Raw genomic sequence first — 4,620 nt, 5'->3', positions numbered from 1 at the left:
CAATTAGCCCAACTTTTAGCAGTGAATATGCAAACCTTACTTTAAGATCAAATACTATGCCGATTGATGTGTTTCTTAACAATCAAAAACACTTTGCTCTGTCTAATAATCTTTATGCAAAGGTTTTTCCACAAAATTATACTATTACAGTAAAGCATGCAGGCGAAAAAGCATATGCCTATAGCAGCTGGCAAGAGAAAATTACTTTGAGTGATAAAGAAGATAGATTAATTGATGTTTATTTGGAGCCTTTGAAAGCTAATCTCAGCCTCAGTACAAATAATCCACAAGCTGAGTTTACTATTATTGATAAAGATTTGAATCGAGTAGTTGCACAGGGTAGAGGCTTGCAGCATGAATTACTTATTGGCGACTATGAGATTACAGCCACAGCAAATGATTATCTGCCTATGACACGAACTATTAACTTAAAAGCCAATCGCTATGAAAAACTTGATTTTAATTTGCAAACTTATCAAGGTTCGTTGCAGCAGAAAAAGAGTTTTTGGAAAAAGAATATGTATGTAGGCTTGTTTCTTACTGCGGTTAATGGTGCTGCTGTTTATTACTGTGATTCAATGTATAATGAGCATTACGATGCTTATCTAAATAGTACAAACCATGCGGTTACAATGTCAGAAAAGGAGAAAACACAAGAGTGGTATGACTACTATGATCAGTCAAAAATGGTTCTTAGTGTTCCTTTGGCTTATACAGGCATCTCTTTTTTAATGGTTTTATGGAATAGTTTTTAAGTAAAAGGAATAAAAATATGAAAAAGATTATACTGCTTCTCCTAATCGCAGTTTTATTGCTGTCATGTTCTGAAGAACCAGCTTTTACAAGCCCTTTTGATTTAGATAATAATCCAAATTTGTTAGTACCTGCAAACTTAATCATCGTACCACAATCATCTAATTCTCTAAAGTTAACCTGGGAAGATACAAATAAATATGAGCAAGGTTATAAAATATCTCGTAAAGTAGGAAATGGTGAATGGCAAAATAATATTGCGACAGTTGGGGTAAATATAAATACATGGACAGATACAAATGCACCGATTGGAAACACTTATACGTATAGTGTATGTGCATATTCAGGCTCCTTTCAGTCTAATACCGCTGAAATAACAGAGGAGTTTGTACTGTCAGCTCCTATTGAATTGACAATTACACCTCAATCAGCTACTTCAATTAAACTTAATTGGACAGATACAAATCAATTTGAACAAGGGTATAAAATATCTCGTAAAGTCGGTGATGGTGAGTGGAAGGAAGACATAGCATCGGCTGAGGCTAACTCAACATCGTGGATTGATACAAGTGCGCCTTATGGTACTACTTATACTTATAGAGTAAAAGCTTATGTGGGAAGTCACTATTCTAATGCAGTCGAAGAGACAGAGGAGTTCGAATTATCTGCTCCTGCTGATTTGAATATTATACCACAGTCTGCAACATCTTTAAAGCTTACATGGACCGATACTAATCAATTTGAAGAAGGATATAAGATATCACGTAAAGTAGGTAATGGTGAGTGGCAGACAAATATTGCGGTAGTCGATGCTGATTCACCCATTTGGATTGATATGAGTGCTCCTTATGGTACTACTTATACTTACAGAGTAAGAGCGTATGCAGGTGGTAATTATTCCAGTTCAGTTGATAAAACAGAGGAATTTGTATTATCTGCTCCTGGTAATTTAGTATTAACTCCTCTGTCAGCGACGTCAATTAAGCTAAATTGGACCGATACTAATCAATTTGAAGAAGGATATAAGATATCACGTAAGGTTGGTAATGGTGAATGGCAAGCAAATATTGCAACAGTTGGAGCTAATAAAACTACTTGGATAGATGATGATGCACCAATTGGAAATACATATACTTATAGAGTAAGAGCTTATGCAGGAGGTAATTATTCCAGTTCAGCAAATGAAACGGAGGAATTTGTATTATCAGCTCCTGCTGATTTGACTATTAGCCCAGAATCTGCAACGTCTTTAAAAATTACATGGACTGATACCAATGAGTTTGAAGAAGGATATAAGATATCTCGTAAAGTTGGTGGCGGTGATTGGGAAGACGGTATTGCTACACTTGATGCCAACATAGTAACCTGGACAGACTCTAATGCCCCAATTGGAAATACATATACTTACAGAGTCAAAGCATTTGTAGGCGAGTATTATTCAAATGCAGTTGAACAGACAGATGTATTTCTATTGTCTCCTCCTACAAATTTGACAATCACACCACAATCTGCAACAAGCTTAAAACTTACATGGACTGATACCAATGAGTTTGAAGAAGGGTATAAGATCTCACGTAAAGTTGGTGATGGTGCTTGGGAAGACGGTATTGCTACACTTGATGCCAACATAGTAACCTGGACAGACTCTAATGCCCCAATTGGAAATACATATACTTACAGAGTCAAAGCATTTGTAGGCGAGTATTATTCAAATGCAGCTGAACAGACAGAGGCGTTTATATTATCTGCACCTTCTAATTTGACTATTATACCACAGTCTTCCGCTTCTTTAAAGCTTACATGGATTGATACCAACGAGTTTGAAGAAGGTTATAAGATATCTCGTAAAGCTGGTAGTGGTGCCTGGGATAATGATATAGCAACAGTTGGTCCTGATATTGCAAGCTGGACAGATACTGATGCACCTTATGGTACTACTTATATTTACAGAGTCAGAGCATATGCAGGAGAAAGTTATTCTAATGCAGCAGAAGAGTCAAAAGAGTTTTTATTATCTGCACCTACAAACTTGGCTATTATACCACAATCTGCAACAAGCTTAAAACTTACATGGAATGATACCAATCAATTAGAAGAGGGATATAAAATATCTCGTAAAGTTGGTGATGGTGAGTGGCAGGAAGATATAGCATCGGTAGATGCTAATGTAAGTATGTGGATAGATACAAATGCACCTTATGGAACTACATATACATACAGAGTCAAAGCATTTCTATACGATAATTATTCAAGTGCAGCCGAAAAGATGGAGGCACTTTTTTTAACAGTACCTGGAAATCTAATATTAACACCTTTGTCAGCAATGTCTATTAAGCTAAATTGGACCGATACTAATCAATTTGAAGAAGGATATAAGATATCTCGTAAAGTTGGTGATGGTGAGTGGGAAGAAGATATAGCATCTGTTGGGGCTAATTTAACGGTCTGGACTGATACAGATGCACCGATTGGAAATATTTATACATATAGAGTAAGAGCTTATGCAGGAGAGAATTATTCAAATGCAGTTGAACAGACAGATGTATTTCTATTGTCTCCTCCTACAAACTTGACAATCACACCACAATCTGCAACAAGCTTAAAACTGACATGGTCCGATACAAATCAATTTGAACAAGGATTTAAGATCTCTCGAAAAGTTGGTAACGGTGCTTGGCAAGAGAATATAGCAACAGTTGGGGTTAATGTTACAAATTGGGTGGATAGTTCAATAAATAATAATGCTCAGTATCAATATAGAATTAGAGCTTATTATCAAAGCCATTATTCAGATTATTCAAATACGACAATTCTTGATTTAACAAAACTTGTTTATGTACAAGGCGGCACATTTCAAATGGGTAGTAATGGGTATTCAGCAGATGAGCGACCGATACATTCAGTTACACTATCTTCTTTTTTGATTGGCAAGTATGAACTTACACAGTCTGAATGGCAAACAGTGATGACTGGAAATAATAATGGTATTTCTGCTAATCCATCTTCATTTTCTGGGAATCCAAATAGACCAGTTGAACAAGTGTCATGGTATGCTGTAATAGTGTTTTGCAATAGAAAATCTATTCAGGAGGGTTTGACACCTTGTTATGCGAAAAGTGGAAATACAAATCCAGGTAATTGGGGAACAATGCCTACAAGCTCTACTGATACTCAATGGAATGCAATAACATGTAATTGGTCTGCGAATGGATATCGTTTGCCTACTGAGGCTGAATGGGAATATGCAGCACGAGGAGGCAATCAATCAAATGGCTATATTTATTCAGGGTCAAATAGTGTTAGCAGTGTTGCATGGTATGATGGCAATTCAAGTAGTCGAACTCATGATGTTGGCACAAAAGCAGCCAATGAATTAGGTATTTATGATATGAGTGGTAATGTTTTTGAATGGTGTTGGGATTGGTATAATAGTTCATATTATAGTAGTAGTCCAAGTAGTAATCCGAAGGGTCCAAGTAGTGGGTCTTACCGCGTCAGTCGTGGCGGCAGCTGGAACAACTACGATGTCGGCTGCCGTGTGGCTTATCGCTACTACGATAGTCCTGGCGATAGTAACCTCTTTTTGGGCTTGCGCCTTGTGAGAACATTAGAGTAATGTTTTAGCTTTCTTACCTTTTTACTTTTTAAAAAAAATTGCAGGCGAAGTGTCAACGAACCGTTGCCAAATTTTAGAAGCGAAAACCTGTCGAAACACGATAATGTAGGGACAGGGCTTGTCCCTGTCCGATTAATCAATCCATAAATTTCGCAGAAATTTATACCACCCATTAAGCCAAAATCCCATTTTGGTTTGTATGGACAGGGCTTGTCCCTGTCCGAAAGATAAACCGTTAGGTTTATTCAATG

The 4,620-nt window shown here is 36.9% G+C and carries 2 protein-coding genes; both read left to right on the top strand.

All coding sequences use genetic code 11. The annotated features are described in order from the left end of the window. Positions 1 to 755: hypothetical protein (locus M0R38_12800; protein ID MCK9482612.1), on the top strand; the 755-nt coding region annotated here is incomplete at its 5' end. A gap of 17 nt (positions 756 to 772) precedes the next feature. Next, positions 773 to 4,369, top strand: coding sequence for an SUMF1/EgtB/PvdO family nonheme iron enzyme (locus tag M0R38_12795; protein MCK9482611.1), 3,597 nt, complete (start codon positions 773 to 775; stop codon positions 4,367 to 4,369). Positions 4,370 to 4,620 lie beyond the last annotated feature (251 nt).

The sequence above is a fragment of the Bacteroidia bacterium genome (assembly GCA_023228875.1).
Taxonomy (GTDB): domain Bacteria; phylum Bacteroidota; class Bacteroidia; order NS11-12g; family UBA955; genus JALOAG01.
The sequence above is the reverse complement of the archived record's forward strand: the minus strand, read 5'-3'. Positions and strand labels throughout refer to the sequence as shown.

Coding starts and splice junctions, on each gene's coding strand:
- M0R38_12795 (MCK9482611.1), top strand. CDS start 773: ATGAAAAAGATTATACTGCTTCTCCTAATCGCAGTTTTATTGCTGTCA.